Raw genomic sequence first — 16,968 nt, forward strand, 5'->3', positions numbered from 1 at the left:
TTGTATGACTGTTATCGCTAGCGTAAAAACTTGCCTTGCTAGTGTAAGAGGAGCTCAAGCAAGTTTAAGCTCGCTTTCATTAAATTCACAAGACGACGAATCCAAACGTGTATTTCATGAATGTATGTTAGAAATGGATAGCGTCATCGCTGATTTACAGAATAGAGTTTCAGTATTAGAACGTGAAGAACCTCAATATAAAGGGTTTTAAGTAGACTGGAGGAAATGACTATGTCTCACCTGCCGGAATGGACACTTGTCATTCTTCGCTCTGTATTCATATTAATTATTTTATTTGCTATTACGAAATGGTTAGGGAAAAGACAAATCTCTCAGCTCTCCTTTTTTGAATACATTGCCGGAATGACAATCGGTGACATCGCTGCCCAAGTATCTACAGGGCTCGATTCGAAATTTTTCCACGGCGTCTTTGCGATACTCATTTTCGCTGCGGTACCTTTTTTCACAGGAATCCTCTCCTTAAAGAACAAAACAGCTCGGGATTTTTTTGAAGGGAAATCTACCGTATTAATAAAAGATGGAAAGATACTCGAAGATAACTTAAAGAAAGAAAAATATACGAGTGACGAATTACTTGAACTACTCCGAGGAAAAAGTGCGTTCAGCGTAGCGGAAGTCGAATTTGCTGTCTTAGAACCGAGCGGAGAATTAAATGTACTATTAAAGAAAGATTCTCAGCCACTTACAGCAAAAGACATCGGTTTAAAAGTACCAAACGAAAAAGAACCGCAAACTGTTATTATGGATGGAAATGTACTAGATGAACCTCTATCCTCCAGCGGGCATAACCGCGCTTGGCTACACTCTGAACTAGAAAAGCTCGGTGTTGTTATCGAAAATGTTTTTCTCGGTCAAGTAGATTCATACGGACAACTTACTATCGACATTTACAATGACAAACTTCAAATGCCTTCTCCTCAAAACAAACCTTTATTATTAGCATCTTTAAAAAAATGTCATGCTGATCTTGAACTATTTTCCCTAGAAACAAAGTCGAAATCAGCAAGTGAAATGTATAGTAAAAACGCGAAACAAATCGAAAAGATTTTAAATAAATTAACCTATCTTTTAAAAGACTAATTATCGAAAGAACGCTTCAGTTAAAAGGCGTTCTTTTCTGTTTTTCTCCAGTTTTCATAACGTTTAAATTTACGTAATTCGGTTATGATGTTGAAGATACATAAGCAGGGAATTTCGAAAACATAGCGAATATTTCATGGTACAACTACATATTTTTTTGATTTAAAGTGGTTTCGTTTGACCTTTATTGACCATAATTGTATTATAAGACTAAGAAAGCTTTAGAAGGAGGAAATAACAGATGAATTTAATTCCTACAGTAATTGAACAAACAAATCGTGGAGAACGCGCTTACGATATTTACTCTCGACTATTAAAGGACCGCATCATTATGCTTGGTAGTGCAATTGATGACAACGTAGCTAACTCAATCGTTTCCCAGCTTTTATTCTTGGAATCTCAAGATCCAGAAAAAGATATTCACATCTACATCAACAGCCCTGGTGGTTCTATCACAGCGGGTATGGCAATCTATGATACAATGCAGTTTATTAAACCACAAGTATCAACAATCTGTATCGGTATGGCTGCATCTATGGGTGCATTCTTACTTGCAGCAGGTGAAAAAGGAAAACGTTATGCACTTCCAAACAGTGAAGTAATGATTCACCAACCACTTGGTGGAGCACAAGGTCAAGCGACTGAAATCGAAATCGCTGCAAAACGTATCCTATTCTTACGTGAAAAGCTAAACCAAATTCTTGCTGACCGCACTGGTCAACCACTTGAAGTACTACAACGCGACACAGATCGTGACAACTTCATGACAGCAGAAAAAGCTTTAGAATACGGTTTAATCGATAAGATCTTTACAAATCGTTAATACTTAAAAGCGAAAGCGGCTCGTTCAGAATGGGAGGAGGATGGAGCTTCTGACAAAGAGGTGCTTTTTACCTCGACGGAAGAAGCGAAGCCACCGACCATTCTAGCCGCTGGAGCTGGATATAACTAAAAGCGGAAGCGGCTCGTTTAGAATCGCAGGTCGCTGGAGCTGGATACAACTAAAAGTGGAAGCGCCCTATAATTGGGCGCTTCTTTTATATATTGTTCCCCGCTCACATACCCCACCCAGTATCTCTCTAAATATATCAACGATTTTTCAATTATATCGAACAAAACTCAAATTATATCAACGATTTTTTTAATATATCAACGGTTCGACACAACATATCGATTTACCGACAATCTCCGACAAGGACAAATCAGCTAAATACCCCTCCCCGCTAATCCGCACAAACAACAAAACAAAAAAACTATCGCATATACGCGATAGCTCTTTATTGTACATATGCAGCTAATGCTTCTAAAGCCTCTTCTGCATCTGAACCTTCTGTTGTAATTGTTATCATGCTTCCAGTTCCAATTGCTAAGCTCATAATCCCCATTATGCTCTTTGCATTTACTGTCTTTCCATCTTTCTCAATAAAGATATCTGCATGAAAGCGATTTGCCTCTTGTACAAACAACGCAGCCGGACGTGCTTGTAAACCGTTTTTTAATGAAACCTGAACTCGTTTTTGAACCACAGCTCCATTTCCCCTTTAACCTCTTATTTTTTTGCTACCGTTTCCCCCGCGCGTAATTTCTCTGCAATTTCATCGATTTTACGCAAACGATGATTAATACCCGATTTACTAATTTTCCCCCCGGATACCATCTCACCTAACTCTTTCAATGTTACATCTTGATAATCTCTTCGTAGTTGCGCAATCTCTTGTAGTTTATCTGGCAATATATCAAGACCAACCGTCTCATCAATATAGCGGATATTTTCAATCTGCCTTAGCGCTGCACCAATTGTTTTATTTAAATTAGCTGTTTCGCAGTTCACTAAACGATTTACGGAATTACGCATATCACGTACGATTCGAATATCTTCAAACCTTAAAAGCGCATTATGAGCACCAATAATATTTAAAAATTCCGTAATTTTCTCCGCTTCTTTCAAATACGTAATGTACCCTTTTCTTCTTTCCAACGTCTTACTATTTAAATCAAATCCGTTCATCAGTTCACATATAGCATCATTATGTTCCTTATATAACGAAAAGATCTCTAAATGATAAGATGATGTTTCTGGGTTATTTACTGAACCACCTGCTAAAAATGCACCGCGTAAATACGATCGTTTACAACATTTTTTCTCAATCAATTCCTGTGATATATTTCGAATAAATGAAAAATCAGCTCGAACAATATGAAGATCTGCTAGTATTTCACGAGATTTTTCAACAAGTCGTACAATATACACATTATTTTTCTTCAATCGCATTTTTTTACGAACAAGTAATTCTACCGTCACATCATATCCTTTTTTCAAAAGCGTATAAATCCTTCTTGCAATTGCCGCATTTTCTGTTTGAATATCGATAGATAGACGACGGTTTGAAAAAGAAAGCGATCCGTTCATTCGAAGTAACGCCGATAATTCTGCTTTCTCACAGCATTCTTTCACTTCAAGATTCGTCAACTCTTTCTTTGTTTCTGATGCAAATGACACAGTCAACACCTCCTTATACGATTATTATGGAACAAAATTCTTGTCCTATATGAATGAGGAGCGCTACCTCAAACGAGGCAACGCACATTTATAACAATGAATATAAAATCGAAGCTAACTTTAACGTATCATGCCTTACAACACGATCATCATACTTCGCTAATCCCTCTTGAATAACATCAATATTATTTTCAGCAAAACGTTCTTCATCCACTACAACTGGTGTAGACATTTCTTCCTCATATAACTTACGTAATTCACAAGGAATCTCACGGTTATTTACAATTGCAGTATTGATAAATGGTTGCCCTAAATGATCGTGTAACGCCTGCACATGATCAAAAGCAGTATATCCCATCGTTTCACCCGCTTGTGTCATAACGTTACATACATATACCTTCTTCGCCTTTGCAGCAAGAACAGCGTCCCCAATTTTGTTAACAACTAAGTTGGGTAATATACTCGTATACAAACTTCCTGGCCCGAAAACAAGTAAATCAGCTCGTTTAATCTCAGCCAACGTTTCATGCAATGGCTCTACATCTTCTGGAGTTAAAAAGACACGATTAATCTTCTTTCCGTAATAAGGAATCTTTGATTCACCTGTGACAATTTCTCCATCTTCAAGTTCCGCATGAAGTACCGCACTTTGATTCGCTGCTGGTAATACACGTCCTCTGACATTTAATACTTTACTTGTTTCCGTAATTGCATGGAAAAAGTCTCCCGTAATCGAGGTCATACCTGCCAACAATAGATTTCCTAACGCATGACCTTTCAGTCCGTCTCCTGTTGTGAAACGGTGCTGAAATAAAGCTTCCACCAGTGGCTCTACATCCGATAACGCAACAAGTACGTTACGGATGTCACCTGGAGGTGGAATTTCTAGCTCATCACGTAATCTACCCGAACTGCCACCATCATCAGCGATTGTAACAACTGCTGTAATATCAACAGGATATTGCTTTAATCCTCTTAATAAAACAGAAAGTCCAGTCCCGCCTCCCATGATGACAATTTTAGGCTTTCTCTCTTTTTTCATCCCTTAATGGCCCTTTCTCTTCTCCACATCACGATGAGATACATGAACACTATACTCTGGTTTCAAATGTTTCCCAAGGTATTCTGTAAGCGTAACAGAACGATGCTGTCCACCTGTACATCCAATTGCAATTACAAGTTGACTTTTGCCTTCTCTTTTATAATGAGGCAGCATGAAAGTAATCAGATCCGTCAACTTCTCTAAAAACTTATGTGTCTCATTAAATTTCAGTACATAAGAAGAAACTTCTTCATCTAGTCCTGTTAATGGCTTCATATGTGGAATGTAATATGGATTTGGTAAAAAACGAACATCAAATACTAAATCTGCATCAATTGGAATACCGTACTTAAATCCAAATGACATAACATTTACACGAAATGCTTGCTCAGTTTCTGTTGAGAATAAGTGAACAATTTTTTCACGTAATTCTTTCGGTTTTAAATCCGATGTATCAAGCACAATATTCGCTCGTGCCTTCATATCTGTTAATAAATTGCGCTCTGCTTCGATTCCCTTTAACGGCAAACCAGTTGGTGCAAGTGGATGCGAACGTCTCGTTTCTTTATAACGAGTTACAAGCGTACTATCTTTCGCATCTAAAAATAAAATATGAGGAATAATCCATGTACGTTCTGATAAATCATCAAGTGCTCCCCATAAATGTTCGAAAAACTCGCGGCCACGTAAATCAATACCAAGTGCCACTTTATTCATTTTCCCTTTTGAATCCGCCATAAGCTCAATAAACTTTGGCAATAACATCGGTGGTAAATTATCTACACAAAAATATCCTAAATCTTCAAAACTTTGTAAAGCTACTGTTTTTCCAGCTCCAGACATCCCTGTAATAATTACCATTTTTATATCATTATTCTCTGTCATCGTATCCTCTCCTTGACGGTTTAACTCGGATCTAATCGATATGAAAGCAACTCAAAATCTGGGGTATATACAAATGTACCGTAGATTATGCCATTTCCTTTAATTAAATAATCAATAATGTGATAATCTCCTGGCGCCATTGCTAAATCATCAATTTTATCAAATGTATGCCAACCAATGATGCCTTCTTCGCTCTCTAGTTTGTTTTCTCCTGCAAAATCTGTCGCTAAAAAGGAGAACATCATCCATTCAGAAACAACTTTATCACCTTCTTGGATGACAAAGGTGAAGACCCCCTTTAACGCTGGGTTTTTCAAATAAATACCTGTTTCTTCGCGATATTCGCGAACAACGGAATCTCTTACAGTCTCACCACGCTCCATTTTCCCGCCTGGTGCAACCCACCAATTTCGGCGAGGTTTTTGGAGTAAGAGTACTTCATTATCTCTAATTAACACACAGTTTGTCACTCTTTGCATGTTTCTTCACCTCAGCTACTTGCAGTAAAATTTCTCACTGCATACTTCTTTCATTATACTATCAAAAACAGTTTGCTACAACGAAGGAGCCAGTCCTCTTTCGCTAAGCATATGCTACTCAACAATTTTAAAAAAGCTTTCCATAACAAGCAATGTAAATGCTTAGACTTTTAATGAATAGCATGAAAAATCCCCTTAACGATTTTTATCGCCAAGGGGATTAAAGCCCTTATTTCTTACCGAAATAAGTAACAATTGCAAATCCTAAAATAAAGGTAATAATTGAACTTATAATTGAAAATCCGCCGGTCGGAATCCCAGGGAATACAATTACAATCGAACCGATTACAAGTCCAATAATTGCCGCAAATGTCATACTTTTATAACGATCTAATAAAAAACTAATGCCTTTACTACTTACAACGAACCCTACCATAACACCAGCACCGATAACCACGATTAAAGGTAAGTTAAGTGTAGTTAAAGCGTTAATTGCTGTTGGATACACACCAATAATTAATAAAATAAACGATCCACTAATCCCAGGAAGTAGCATAGCCATACTAGCCATCCATCCTGCGAAAAATAAACCAATTGCATTTAAAATTGTTAACGTCGTAATTGGATCTGCTGCCTTATCTGGTTTAAAGAAAGCTGTAATCGCAACAAGAATTGCTGCAACTATTAATAAAACGATGTGCTTACCTTTAAACGACGACTTTGCATCAGCTTCTCTCATTAACATCGGTAATATACTAATAATTAAACCGAGGAAGAAAAATTGAGTCGGTTCATAATGATTTGCAAGTAAATATTTAATAACGTGACTTAACGTTAAAAATGCCGCTGCCACACCAGCTGCAAGGGGAATTAAAAATCCTAAATGTTTTTTCCATTCACGACTAAAGAATCCACTAATTGCCGCAAGCAATTGTTCATAAATCCCTAACACAACAGCGATTGTACCGCCGCTCACACCAGGAATTAAATCACTAACGCCCATACAAAATCCACGATATATATTACGCCATTCCATACTGAATAAATTCCTCATTTCTTATAGTGATTTTTTCCGTAAAGTCCAGTATATCAATAAGAAAGCTTATAATCCCAATATTTTTTGACAAAACTTTGACATTTTCACACAAAAAAGAAGAAAGCTCCTGTCGGTAGCTTTCTTCTCACAAGGTATATTATCCCTTATTTTTCTGATACAGTTTTTAATTCCTCTAATAATTCTTCTACGTAATGTTGTGCACTTTGTGCTGCAATACTACCGTCACCTGTTGCAGTTACAATTTGACGAAGCATTTTTTCACGAACATCACCAGCTGCGAAAATACCAGGGATTTTCGTTTCCATACGTTCGTTCGTTTCAAGGTAACCATTTTCATTTGTAATACCTAGTTCAACAAATGGTTTCGATAATGGTAACATACCGATGTATACGAATACGCCGTCAGTTTTGACTTCTTTCTCTTCTCCACTGTTTACGTCTACAAGTGTTACACTTCCTACTTTACCACTTGCTTCGTTAATTTCTTTTATAGTGTGGTTCCAAATGAAATCTACTTTTTCGTTTTGGAAAGCACGGTCTTGTAAAATTTTCTGTGCACGAAGCGTGTCACGACGGTGAACGATCGTTACTTTTGATGCGAAGCGTGTTAAGAACACACCCTCTTCAACAGCAGAATCTCCGCCGCCAATTACGATAAGTTCTTTTCCTTTAAAGAATGCCCCATCACATACTGCACAATATGATACACCACGGCCGCCAAGTTCTGTTTCACCCGGTACACCAATTTTTTTATACTCTGCACCGCTTGCAACGATAATTGCACGTGCTTTATATTCTTTTTTACCAGCAATAATTGTTTTGTATTCTTTACCATCGATGACTTCTTTCACATCACCGTATGCATATTCAGCACCAAATTTCTTCGCATGCTCGAACATTTTATTTGATAAGTCTGGTCCTAAAATAGACTCATAACCTGGGTAGTTTTCTACATCTTCCGTGTTTGCCATTTGGCCACCTGGAATACCACGCTCAAGCATTAATGTGCTTAAATTTGCACGAGATGTATATACTGCAGCTGTCATACCAGCTGGTCCTGCACCAATAATAACGACATCATAAATTTTTTCTTCTGACACACTATTCACTCCTATCCATTCCTACACAATTAAGTTACCCTCATTATACTGTTAGCATCATTTTTTTCCCAATGATTTGCTTATCTTATGTGTGCATACGCTTAACAGCTTGCACATACTTTCGGACAGTCGCTACAGATACATTATATACATCTCCAAGCTCCGACTGTGTCATTTTATTTCCTTGTTCGCCGCGTACAATGTATTCAATCGCAGCTGACCAGCCGTACACGTTTGTAAAAATGTCTCCAGATGTATATAAACGTATGAACGTACAAAACCAAAAGTGTAAACACTCTTCAATTAATTCATCATCTTTTTTCGTATAATTGTATAATGCATCCGCGATTCGTACGCACTGCTCAAATTGTTGTAAATCAGCTGGAATACTCTTATGACTATTAAGTAAAAAGAAGTACTTTGCAAGTTGCGATACGATGGGAACACCGTTCTTCGCTTGCGTTATATCAAAGAAGAATCCAACCTTCTCCGGCGTTGACAATTCATTCATTAAATATAAAGCTAGCATTTGTTCTTCTAACGTCGCACTTTGCTGAAATGATTTTCGTAATTCTTCAAATAACACGTTTTGTCCTTCATCTGCTAAATTCAGCGCATTCCACGGTTCTTTTCCCTTTTTATCAGGATGCAATTCCACGACATGTTGCCACATTTTTTCAGCTAGTTGCTGATCTTTCACCATATAAGCAGAATATGCAAACCAATAATAAAAACTAACGTCTCCTTCGTATCCTTGACGCTTTAATAGTTTGAACCATTTATATGCATGCTCGAAATAACCAATTGTTGCAAGTGTAGTTCCCAATTTCAAACGATGTTCAAATGAAATCGGATATACTGAAACTAGCTGTCCCGCTAACGCTTCTACTTGTTTATGCTCTCCAATTGAATATAGAAAAATAAGCGTATTACAAAGCGCATGTATATTACCAGGATTTTTCTCTAAAATCATTTCTGTTAACTTCAGTGCTTTGTCTACATTACCCGATTGAAAATGTGCAATGGCTAAATTATTATGACCTGACCAAAATTCCGGATAATCTTTCGTAACAATTTCTAATGTAGCAATTGCTTCTTCCAATTGTCCATTACGAATATAGCGATTCGCTTCTTCCTGCATAACAATTAAATCATCTTCATCTTCAATCTCTTCCGCACCCATTGCTTCTTCTTCCATAATCTCAAGAAGTTCTAATGTATCTTCTACGAATTCCTTCTCTTTTGCAACTTCTAAATAACGATCCGCATATTTCTTCGCCTGTTGAAATAACCCCATATATGCATAATTATTTGCAATAAAATAATAGCACTGTTCAAGTTCTGGATTAGATCTAACTAACTTTAAGAAGATTTGATTCGACTCTTGATATTCACCAGCCTCAGATAATACTGTTGCTAATTGACATAAAATAAACGGCTCCTTCTCACTTTGTGCCGCTCTTCGAAAATATTTAATTGCATCTTGCAATTTTTGCCCTTTGTAAGCTCTCATCCCTTTTTTATAAAAGAATTCCGCTAATTGATTAAAAGAGATAACTTGTCCGTTCTCCTTATATATCCTTTGATTTTTCCCCATATATCCTCCAGTTTTTTGTTTTCTTCGTTCACACATTCTTCTATCTATAAGTATAAACGATTCCGTAAAAAACAAAACAGTATATTATACTCAATTATTTCCTTTTTATTCATAAAAAAAGAGGAGAAATGTTACATTTTCACCATGAACCTTCTCTTGCGATCATTTGCTCTTTCGTATAAATAATACGCATTGGATTTCCACCTACGAAAGCACCGCTCGGTACATCTCTATGAACAAGTGTGCCAGCTGAGACAGTCGCACCGTCTCCAATTTTCACACCTGGTAATATTGTTACATTCGCTCCAATCATCACTTCATTTCCAATGACGATTTCCCCAAGTCGATATTCACGAATTAAATATTCATGTGCTAAAAGCGTTGTGTTATAGCCAATAATCGAATTCTCTCCCACAGTTATCTTTTCCGGGAACATAATATCCGGCATTACCATAAGCGCAAATGATGTTTTCTTTCCTACTTTCATCCGTAAAAAAGTGCGGTACAACCAATTCTTCACAGATAAAAATGGCGTGTAACGCGCAATTTGGATAATAATAAAGTTTTTCATTACCTTCCAAAAAGAAACTGTTTTATACACATTCCATAATGAATTTTCTCCTGAAACAGGATAGCGCGTTGTCCGTCGCACTTAGCTCGCTCCTCTACTAACTTACTTGGACCTTTATGAACGGTTCATATTAGACAAAATCGGTAGCAAATCACTCATTTTATCTAGCATAAAGTCCGGCTTGTAAGCCTCTAAATACGCTCTACCTTTCAGCGTCCATGAAACCGCAGCTGTTTTCGTCCCCGCATTTTGACCACCAACAATATCATGATGATTATCTCCAACCATCAATGCCTCTTCTGGTTTTGCATCTAATAATTCAAGCGCTTTTTGAAGTGGCTCTGGATGTGGTTTCACATGCTCTACATCATCAATTGTCACGACAACATCAAAAAATTCATCAAGCTTTGACAACTGTAATCCCATCTCAACGGTTTGTCTCGCTTTCGTTGTAACAATACCAACTTTATAACCTTGCTTCTTCAACTCTCGAACCGTTTCATATACAGTTTCATATTCTTCTACTAATTCATCATGATGATCATGGTTAAATTCGCGATAACTTGTAATCATCTCTTCAACCTTACTTTCATCAATCTTACTGAAAGTATCATGCAAAGATGGACCGATAAATGGCAACACATCTTCACGCTTATATTGATTTGGATAATATGTATTTAAAGTATGTAAAAAAGAAGAAATAATAAGTTCGTTTGTATTAATTAAAGTTCCATCTAAATCAAATAACACTGTATTTATTCTCATTGCCTTAGTCCTTTCGCCTTCCTGAATATGAAAGAAGCAGCATCTTATAATAAGATGCTACTTTTCTCTAATTTTCCGAATATCTTTTATCAGCTTGCCCCATTTTTCGTCTCACAATAATGAAAATAATAGAAATAACAACAAGTCCAATTGACATTACTTGTGCAATACGAAGTGGTCCTAGCATTAAACTATCTGTACGTAAGCCTTCTACGAAGAAGCGTCCTACTGAATACCAAATTAAATATGTGAAGAATAACTCTCCACGGCGTAAATTCACTTTTCTTAATGCAAGTAGTAAAATTACACCTGCAAAATTCCATAATGATTCATATAAAAACGTCGGATGATAATACACACCCTCAATATACATTTGATTAATAATGAAATCTGGTAAATGAAGACCTTCTAAAAACTGTCTCGTTACTTCATCACCATGCGCCTCTTGGTTCATAAAGTTTCCCCATCGGCCAATTGCTTGTCCTAGTAAAATACTTGGTGCAGCAATATCCGCCAACTTCCAGAATGAAACCCCGCGTCGCTTTGCAAAAAGAATCCCTGTAATAACCGCTCCGATTAAACCACCATGAATCGCCAAGCCACCTTGACGAATATTAATAATTTGACTCGGGTTTTGCGCGTAATATTCCCATTCAAAAATAACATAGTACATTCTCGCAAATAGAATAGCGATCGGTACTGCAATTAATACAAGGTCAACAAATGTATCTTTTGGAATACCTAGCCTTTCTCCCTCGCGAGTTGCTAGCCAAAGACCTAATAGCACACCTGTACCGATAATAATCCCGTACCAATAAACAGGAAACGGCCCAAGTTGGACAGCTACGCGGTCAAGCTGCGGTACAGAACCTAACAGCATATGTATGACCTCCCTCTCCAATGTTTACTCCTGATTTCCTAACTCAATCGCACTCATTAATCGTTCTGAGAACTGCTGTGCTGCATTGACTCCCATACGCTTTAAACGGAAGTTCATCGCTGCTACTTCAATAATAACAGCCAAGTTTCGACCAGGACGAACTGGAAGTGTAATCTTCGTAAGTTCTGTATCAATAATTTTCATCTTCTCTTCATCAAGACCTAAGCGATCATAATTTTTCTTTTGATCCCAAATTTCAAGATTAATAACAAGTGTAATACGCTTATAATTTCGCACTGCCCCTGCACCGAATAACGTCATAACGTTAATGATACCTAGACCACGAATTTCTAATAAATGCTCAATTAAATCTGGTGAGCTTCCTACTAATGTATCTTCATCTTCTTGGCGAATTTCTACACTATCATCCGCAACAAGGCGGTGACCACGCTTCACAAGTTCAAGAGCTGTCTCACTTTTACCAACACCACTTTGACCTGTAATTAAAACACCAACACCGTAAATATCTACTAATACACCATGAACAGCAGTTGTTGGTGCTAGCTTACCTTCTAAATAATTAGTTAAACGACTTGATAATCTCGTTGTCGTTTGAGAAGAACGTAATAAAGGCATGCCTGATTCACGTGATGCTTGTAATAACTCATCTGGTACATCTTGATTACGAGTTATAATAATACATGGCGTCTCCTCGGTACAAAGCGCTTTCATTCTCTCTTGTTTTTGCTCTGTTGTTAACGTATCAAAGAACGTAAGCTCCGTTTTTCCAAGAAGCTGCACGCGATCAGCTGGATAATATGTAAAGAATCCTGCCATTTCAATTCCAGGTCGTGATAAATCACTTGTATCAATCGGACGATGAATTCCTTCCTCACCACTTATTAACTCCAATTGAAATTGTTCAATTAAATCTTTTGTCCTTACTTTTGGCATATGTATAAACCTCCACTCCGCTGCGGGTTCAGTCTCGTTTGATGTAAAATTCCATTCTACCGGATATTGTACCATTTTTTTCTGGAAACAAGAAATACGGTTTCTAATAAATAGAAAAAAACATTTCATACGAATAATGAAATGTTTTTCTTTTTGTCATTTTCTCTTTTTTTCATATAGAGGTTCCACAATTGCCTTTTCAATAATCATATTAAAAATTGAAATACAAATTGCCGCAACAATCGCTACACCAAATCCTGATATATTAAAAGCATCTCCTAATAATGAATCTGCTATTTTTAACGTAATCGCATTAATAACAATTAAGAAGAAGCCGAAAGTTACAACAGTAATTGGTAGCGTAATTAAAATTAAAAACGGCTTTACGAACACATTTAAAACCGCCAATATAATACTCGCAATAATTGCAGTTTGTATATTTGCTACGTAAAATGCATCTGGTGCAATCCCTTTTAAAAGCCCCGATACAGCGATTAACACAACGCTATTTACAAGAAGTGATACAATCCATCTCATTTTCTTACACATCCTTTTGACATATATATTTCATCATACGCTAATAGATAATAAACGCAAGTATGATACAAACACTTATATCAACTTATTCTACTCTTCATGCTTGTATACCTACTAACACTTCTTTGTGAAATAAGGGCCGCACCACCTATGTTCATGAGTTTTCACAAAGGTCCAAGTGAAATCTTTATCTACCATATAGATATCACCTTTATACGCATCGTCTGTCTCACACAATATATCATCCATATGTAACAAACTCGCATCCTTTATTAGCAATACATCATCACAGTGTTGGTAGAAAATGTAGCACTCCTTTTTCACTTCATTATGAAACGCTCTCTCTGCTTCTATTCCTTCTAAGCACTTCTTTTTCTCATAACTAAATATGTGCTATAGATAACCACATGCATACCTATCTCCATGAAGAAAAATATCTTCTTTTTCTTTATCACTTAAATGATTTGCAAAGTGATCCTCCCAGCACTTTCGAAAATATACACCCCAACTTTGAAATTCTCTTACCTTCATATTTTTCTTTCTTAACACCTCTAAAAACTCCATCTTCTCCCCCTATACAATAAAAACCGAGTGTCATTTCCACTCGGTTTTTATTCACACACTTATTGCGATAATTCTACTTCTTTTATTTTCTCTTTCATTCTTGCTTTATCACGATTTAAAATCTCTTTTAAATACTTACCTGTATACGAGCGCTCTTCTTTCACTACTTGCTCTGGCGTTCCGGAAGCAACAATTTGTCCACCTTTGTCCCCGCCTTCTGGTCCAAGATCAACGATATAATCAGCTGTTTTTATCACATCTAAATTATGTTCAATTACAAGTACCGTCTCACCGCTCTCAACAAGACGTTGCAGCACTTCTAGAAGACGTGCAATATCATGCGCATGTAAACCAGTCGTTGGCTCATCTAAAATATATAACGTACGACCTGTAGAACGACGGTGTAATTCAGAAGCTAATTTCACACGCTGTGCTTCCCCACCAGATAATGTTGTTGCTGGTTGACCTAATTTCATATAACCAAGCCCAACATCTACAAGCGTTTGAAGTTTACGCTTAATTTTAGGAATATTGGCGAAGAATTCTACTCCATCTTCAATTGTCATCCCTAACACTTCAGAAATATTCTTATCTTTATATTTCACTTCTAACGTTTCACGATTATATCGTTTACCGTGACAAACTTCACACGGAACATACACATCTGGTAAGAAGTGCATTTCGATTTTAATAATTCCATCACCACGGCACGCTTCACAACGTCCACCTTTTACATTAAAACTGAAACGTCCTTTTTGATATCCGCGCACTTTCGCTTCATTCGTTTGTGCAAACACATCACGAATATCATCGAATACACCTGTGTACGTCGCTGGATTAGAACGTGGTGTACGACCAATTGGCGATTGATCAATATCAATTACTTTATCTAAATGTTCAAGACCTTTAATCTCTTTATGAGTACCTGGCTTCGCTTTCGCTTTATATAACTTTTGCGCTAACGATTTATATAGTACTTCATTAATCATCGTACTTTTACCTGATCCAGATACACCTGTTACCGCTACAAACGTACCGAGTGGGAATGACATTTTTGCATTCTTTAAGTTATTCTCTTTTGCGCCGACAATCTCTACTTTACGTCCATCACCTTTACGTCTTTCAAGTGGAACTGGAATAAACTCTTTACCGCTTAAATACTTACCTGTCAGCGAATTCTCATCCTGCATCACTTCAGCTGGTGTACCTGCTGACACAACTTGACCACCGTGAATACCTGCACCAGGTCCGATATCAAGTAAATAGTCAGCAGCCATCATCGTATCTTCATCATGTTCAACCACAATTAACGTATTACCTAAATCGCGCATTTCTTGCAATGTACGAATAAGACGATCGTTATCGCGCTGGTGTAAACCAATTGAAGGCTCATCAAGAATATAAAGTACGCCAGTTAGACGAGAACCAATTTGCGTCGCTAAACGAATACGCTGCGCCTCACCACCTGATAACGTACCAGCCGCACGACTTAGCGTTAAATAATCTAAACCAACGTTCACTAAGAATCCAACGCGCTCCTGAATTTCTCTTAAAATTAAATGAGCTATTTTTTGTTGCTTCTCCGTTAGCTCTACATTCGAGAAAAATTCTTGTACTTCTTGAACTGAATACTTCGTTACGTCAGCAATCGTTTTATCACCAACAAAAACAGCTAAGCTTTCAGGCTTTAAACGGCCGCCTTTACACTTCGGACAAGCTTGTTCTGCCATATACTTTTCCATTTGCTCACGAATGTAATCGGAACTCGTTTCACGATAACGACGTTCAATGTTTGGAATAACACCTTCAAATAAAATCTCATTTTCCTTTACTTGACCGAATTCATTTACATAGCGGAAATAAACCTTCTCTTCCCCGCTTCCGTACAACACTTTATCAAATAAATCTTTCGGTATATCTTTCACAGGCATATCCATATCAACGCCGTAGTGATTACATACAGATTGTAAAAGTTGTGGATAGTATTGTGAACTTGTCGGTTCCCAAGGTGCAATCGCATGTTCATTTAATGATAAATCCCAGTTCGGGATAACAAGTTCTAAATCTACCTCTAGCTTTGAACCAAGTCCATCACAAGAAGGACAAGCTCCGAACGGACTGTTGAATGAGAACATACGCGGCTCTAATTCTCCGATTGAAAAACCACAATGCGGACAAGCATGATGTTCACTAAATAGAAGTTCCTCTTCTCCCATTACATCGATTAAAACTCGGCCTCCGCCAAGCTTTAATGCACTTTCAAGTGAATCAGCAAGACGGCTTGCGATTCCTTCTTTTACAACAATACGGTCAATTACAACTTCAATGGAATGCTTCTTATTTTTATCTAACGTAATCTCTTCAGACACATCGAGCATTTCACCATCAACACGTACACGAACATATCCTTGCTTCTTAATATCTTCAAGTACTTTCACATGTGCACCTTTACGACCAGAAACGATAGGAGCTAACACTTGTAATTTCGTACGTTCAGGATATTCAAGAACACGGTCTACCATCTGCTCTACTGTTTGTGATGTAATTTCAATCCCATGATTTGGACAAATTGGCGTACCAATTCGCGCAAATAATAAACGTAAATAATCATAAATCTCCGTTACCGTTCCGACAGTTGAACGTGGATTACGACTCGTCGTTTTTTGATCGATTGAAATCGCTGGTGACAATCCTTCAATCGTATCTACATCCGGCTTATCCATTTGTCCTAAAAACTGGCGCGCATACGCAGATAACGATTCTACGTATCTGCGCTGCCCTTCTGCATAAATCGTATCAAATGCTAATGATGATTTCCCCGAACCAGACAATCCCGTTACAACGACAAGCTGATTTCTCGGAATGGTTACATCAATATTTTTTAAGTTATGTGCTCTAGCACCTTTTACAACGATAAAATCCTTGCTCTTACTCAC

Annotated in this window: 17 protein-coding genes and 1 pseudogene; 3 read left to right on the top strand and 15 right to left on the bottom strand. The window is 37.3% G+C overall.

Annotated features, from left to right (window positions below; all coding sequences use genetic code 11):
* Window positions 1–4 precede the first annotated feature (4 nt).
* From RT27_RS08250 to clpP, 3 genes are all read left to right on the top strand, one after another.
* On the top strand, window positions 5–211 hold the full coding sequence (locus RT27_RS08250) for a DUF1657 domain-containing protein (RefSeq protein ID WP_016079754.1): 207 nt from the start codon (window positions 5–7) through the stop codon (window positions 209–211).
* Window positions 212–231: 20 nt separating this feature from the next.
* Window positions 232–1,101 carry a DUF421 domain-containing protein gene (locus RT27_RS08255; RefSeq protein WP_043935803.1) on the top strand — a complete coding sequence of 290 codons (870 nt, stop codon included), beginning with the start codon at window positions 232–234 and terminating at the stop codon, window positions 1,099–1,101.
* Window positions 1,102–1,342: 241 nt separating this feature from the next.
* Window positions 1,343–1,924 carry an ATP-dependent Clp endopeptidase proteolytic subunit ClpP gene (gene clpP, locus RT27_RS08260; protein ID WP_001049162.1) on the top strand — a complete coding sequence of 194 codons (582 nt, stop codon included), beginning with the start codon at window positions 1,343–1,345 and terminating at the stop codon, window positions 1,922–1,924.
* A gap of 454 nt (window positions 1,925–2,378) precedes the next feature.
* On the opposite strand, the gene RT27_RS08265 is transcribed toward clpP, so the two are convergent.
* From RT27_RS08265 to uvrA, 15 genes and pseudogenes are all read right to left on the bottom strand, one after another.
* Window positions 2,379–2,627, bottom strand: a complete 249-nt coding sequence (locus tag RT27_RS08265) for an HPr family phosphocarrier protein (RefSeq protein ID WP_000250307.1) — start codon at window positions 2,625–2,627, stop codon at window positions 2,379–2,381.
* Window positions 2,628–2,650: 23 nt separating this feature from the next.
* A complete protein-coding gene (gene whiA / locus RT27_RS08270; protein WP_016079752.1) occupies window positions 2,651–3,601 on the bottom strand; it encodes a DNA-binding protein WhiA in 951 nt (316 codons plus the stop codon).
* 88 nt (window positions 3,602–3,689) lie between these two features.
* The gene (locus RT27_RS08275; RefSeq protein WP_000712187.1) at window positions 3,690–4,643 is read right to left on the bottom strand and encodes a YvcK family protein; all 954 of its coding nucleotides are present in this window, start codon (window positions 4,641–4,643) and stop codon (window positions 3,690–3,692) included.
* A gap of 3 nt (window positions 4,644–4,646) precedes the next feature.
* Window positions 4,647–5,528, bottom strand: a complete 882-nt coding sequence (rapZ, locus tag RT27_RS08280; RefSeq protein ID WP_000138459.1) for an RNase adapter RapZ — start codon at window positions 5,526–5,528, stop codon at window positions 4,647–4,649.
* A 20-nt stretch (window positions 5,529–5,548) separates the two neighbouring features.
* On the bottom strand, window positions 5,549–6,007 hold the full coding sequence (locus RT27_RS08285) for an 8-oxo-dGTP diphosphatase (protein WP_001190080.1): 459 nt from the start codon (window positions 6,005–6,007) through the stop codon (window positions 5,549–5,551).
* Window positions 6,008–6,236: 229 nt separating this feature from the next.
* Window positions 6,237–7,043 carry a DUF368 domain-containing protein gene (locus RT27_RS08290; protein WP_000455196.1) on the bottom strand — a complete coding sequence of 269 codons (807 nt, stop codon included), beginning with the start codon at window positions 7,041–7,043 and terminating at the stop codon, window positions 6,237–6,239.
* Window positions 7,044–7,207: 164 nt separating this feature from the next.
* Window positions 7,208–8,164, bottom strand: coding sequence for a thioredoxin-disulfide reductase (gene trxB / locus RT27_RS08295; protein WP_001288078.1), 957 nt, complete (start codon window positions 8,162–8,164; stop codon window positions 7,208–7,210).
* A gap of 85 nt (window positions 8,165–8,249) precedes the next feature.
* Window positions 8,250–9,761 carry a tetratricopeptide repeat protein gene (locus RT27_RS08300; RefSeq protein WP_043935804.1) on the bottom strand — a complete coding sequence of 504 codons (1,512 nt, stop codon included), beginning with the start codon at window positions 9,759–9,761 and terminating at the stop codon, window positions 8,250–8,252.
* Window positions 9,762–9,900: 139 nt separating this feature from the next.
* Window positions 9,901–10,413 carry a DapH/DapD/GlmU-related protein gene (locus tag RT27_RS08305; protein ID WP_016079750.1) on the bottom strand — a complete coding sequence of 171 codons (513 nt, stop codon included), beginning with the start codon at window positions 10,411–10,413 and terminating at the stop codon, window positions 9,901–9,903.
* Window positions 10,414–10,446: 33 nt separating this feature from the next.
* A complete protein-coding gene (gene ppaX / locus RT27_RS08310; protein WP_001222403.1) occupies window positions 10,447–11,097 on the bottom strand; it encodes a pyrophosphatase PpaX in 651 nt (216 codons plus the stop codon).
* 67 nt (window positions 11,098–11,164) lie between these two features.
* Window positions 11,165–11,977 carry a prolipoprotein diacylglyceryl transferase gene (gene lgt, locus RT27_RS08315; protein ID WP_000924240.1) on the bottom strand — a complete coding sequence of 271 codons (813 nt, stop codon included), beginning with the start codon at window positions 11,975–11,977 and terminating at the stop codon, window positions 11,165–11,167.
* 24 nt (window positions 11,978–12,001) lie between these two features.
* Entirely contained in the window at window positions 12,002–12,931 is a 930-nt protein-coding gene (hprK, locus tag RT27_RS08320; RefSeq protein WP_001127251.1) for an HPr(Ser) kinase/phosphatase, read from the bottom strand.
* 156 nt (window positions 12,932–13,087) lie between these two features.
* The gene (locus tag RT27_RS08325) at window positions 13,088–13,468 is read right to left on the bottom strand and encodes a phage holin family protein (protein WP_001267308.1); all 381 of its coding nucleotides are present in this window, start codon (window positions 13,466–13,468) and stop codon (window positions 13,088–13,090) included.
* A 114-nt stretch (window positions 13,469–13,582) separates the two neighbouring features.
* Window positions 13,583–14,032, bottom strand: a pseudogene (locus RT27_RS08330) (DUF4275 family protein).
* Between the two features lie 59 nt (window positions 14,033–14,091).
* Window positions 14,092–16,968 (bottom strand): excinuclease ABC subunit UvrA, encoded by a 2,877-nt coding sequence (uvrA, locus tag RT27_RS08335; RefSeq protein ID WP_043315555.1) that lies wholly within the window; start codon window positions 16,966–16,968, stop codon window positions 14,092–14,094.

Source organism: Bacillus sp. L_1B0_5 (genome assembly GCF_000836715.1).
GTDB lineage: Bacteria > Bacillota > Bacilli > Bacillales > Bacillaceae_G > Bacillus_A > Bacillus_A thuringiensis_S.

Bases quoted from the DNA above. Each gene is read 5' to 3' on its own strand.
- RT27_RS08250 (WP_016079754.1), top strand. From the start codon at position 5: ATGACTGTTATCGCTAGCGTAAAAACTTGCCTTGCTAGTGTAAGAGGA.
- RT27_RS08255 (WP_043935803.1), top strand. From the start codon at position 232: ATGTCTCACCTGCCGGAATGGACACTTGTCATTCTTCGCTCTGTATTC.
- clpP (WP_001049162.1), top strand. From the start codon at position 1,343: ATGAATTTAATTCCTACAGTAATTGAACAAACAAATCGTGGAGAACGC.
- RT27_RS08275 (WP_000712187.1), bottom strand. From the start codon at position 4,643: ATGAAAAAAGAGAGAAAGCCTAAAATTGTCATCATGGGAGGCGGGACT.
- rapZ (WP_000138459.1), bottom strand. From the start codon at position 5,528: ATGACAGAGAATAATGATATAAAAATGGTAATTATTACAGGGATGTCT.
- RT27_RS08285 (WP_001190080.1), bottom strand. From the start codon at position 6,007: ATGCAAAGAGTGACAAACTGTGTGTTAATTAGAGATAATGAAGTACTC.
- RT27_RS08290 (WP_000455196.1), bottom strand. From the start codon at position 7,043: ATGGAATGGCGTAATATATATCGTGGATTTTGTATGGGCGTTAGTGAT.
- RT27_RS08300 (WP_043935804.1), bottom strand. From the start codon at position 9,761: ATGGGGAAAAATCAAAGGATATATAAGGAGAACGGACAAGTTATCTCT.
- ppaX (WP_001222403.1), bottom strand. From the start codon at position 11,097: ATGAGAATAAATACAGTGTTATTTGATTTAGATGGAACTTTAATTAAT.
- lgt (WP_000924240.1), bottom strand. From the start codon at position 11,977: ATGCTGTTAGGTTCTGTACCGCAGCTTGACCGCGTAGCTGTCCAACTT.
- hprK (WP_001127251.1), bottom strand. From the start codon at position 12,931: ATGCCAAAAGTAAGGACAAAAGATTTAATTGAACAATTTCAATTGGAG.
- RT27_RS08325 (WP_001267308.1), bottom strand. From the start codon at position 13,468: ATGAGATGGATTGTATCACTTCTTGTAAATAGCGTTGTGTTAATCGCT.